The sequence below is a fragment of the Micromonospora sp. GCM10011542 genome (assembly GCF_042650685.1).
GTDB lineage: Bacteria > Actinomycetota > Actinomycetes > Mycobacteriales > Micromonosporaceae > Micromonospora.
This window is the reverse complement of record NZ_JBHSBO010000075.1, coordinates 1-1,293: the sequence shown is the minus strand read 5'-3', so window position 1 is coordinate 1,293 and position 1,293 is coordinate 1. Positions and strand designations below refer to the sequence as shown.

The following is a 1,293-nucleotide window of genomic DNA, read 5'->3' as shown; positions in this document are numbered from 1 at the left end:
TGTTCCGTTGGAGTTTTCGACCTGCGAAAGTACGAGAACTCGGTGACGGAGCAACGGCATGCGTTCTGCCAGGGTATGGGCTGGTGTGCTCGGGGTCGAGCAGGCGGTGGTGGAGGATGTCGAGTTCGACGCCGCCGAGTTGTTGTTGGTGGTGAGGGTGCGGGTGCGTAAGGGCGCGCGGCAGCGGTGTCCTCATTGCGGGCGGCGGTGTCCGCGCTATGACGCTGGGGTGCGGCGGCGGTGGCGGGCGTTGGATCTGGGTGTGGTGCGCGCTGAGGTCGAGGCGGACGCGCCGCGGGTGTCGTGTCCGGTGCATCAGGTGGTGGTCGCGGCGGTGCCGTGGGCCAGACATGGGGCGGGGCACACGCGGGCGTTCGATGCGACGGTGGCGTGGTTGGCGGTGCACACGGCGAAGTCGGCGGTGTCGCAGTTGATGCGGGTGGGGTGGCGCACGGTCGGGGCGATCGTGGCCCGGGTATGGGCCGACACCGGTGGCATCGAGGATCGGTATGACGGGTTGCGTCGTATCGGGATCGATGAGGTCAGTTATAAGAAGGGTCATCGGTATCTGACGGTGGTCGTGGATCACGACACTGGCCGGCTGGTGTGGGCTGCTCCGGGTAAGAGTGCCGCCACGTTGCAGGCGTTCTTCGACCTGCTTGGCCCGGACCGGGCCGCGAAGATCACGCATGTGTCCGCCGACGGCGCTGACTGGATCACCACGGTCGTGCGACGGCGCTGCCCGAACGCGGTCCGCTGCGCCGATGCGTTTCACGTCGTGGCGTGGGCCACCGATGCCGTGGATCGGGTGCGCCGTCAGGCCTGGAATGAGGCCATTGGACGAGGGGCAGGACGACGCGGTGTCGCCATCGGCGCCGCCCGGCAGTTGAAGAACACCCGCTGGGCGTTGTGGAAGAACCCGGAGAACCTCACCGACGCCCAGCAGGCCAAGCTCGCCTGGATCGCCAAGACCCACCCCCGTCTGCACCGGGCCTGGGCGTTGAAGGAAGGCCTACGACTGGTGTTCACCCTGGCCAAGACCAGCCCGGCGGCGGCGGTCGAAGCCCTCGACCGGTGGATCGGGTGGGCCCGCCGCAGCCGCATCGACGTTTTCGTCGACCTCCAACGCCGCGTGGTGCGTCACCGCAACGCCATCCTCGCGTCCATCGAACACGGCCTGTCCAACGGCCGAATCGAGTCCGTCAACGCCAAGATCCGCCTGATCACCCGGATGGCCTTCGGATTCCACTCACCCGACGCCCTCATCGCCCTGGCCATGCTCAGCCTCGGCGG

Annotated in this window: 1 protein-coding gene; it reads left to right on the top strand. The window is 68.0% G+C overall.

Translation table 11 applies throughout. The annotated features are described in order from the left end of the window. Positions 1-58: 58 nt before the first annotated feature. The coding region (locus ACFOW4_RS30205) for an ISL3 family transposase (RefSeq protein ID WP_377533711.1) at positions 59-1,293 on the top strand (1,235 nt) is incomplete at its 3' end.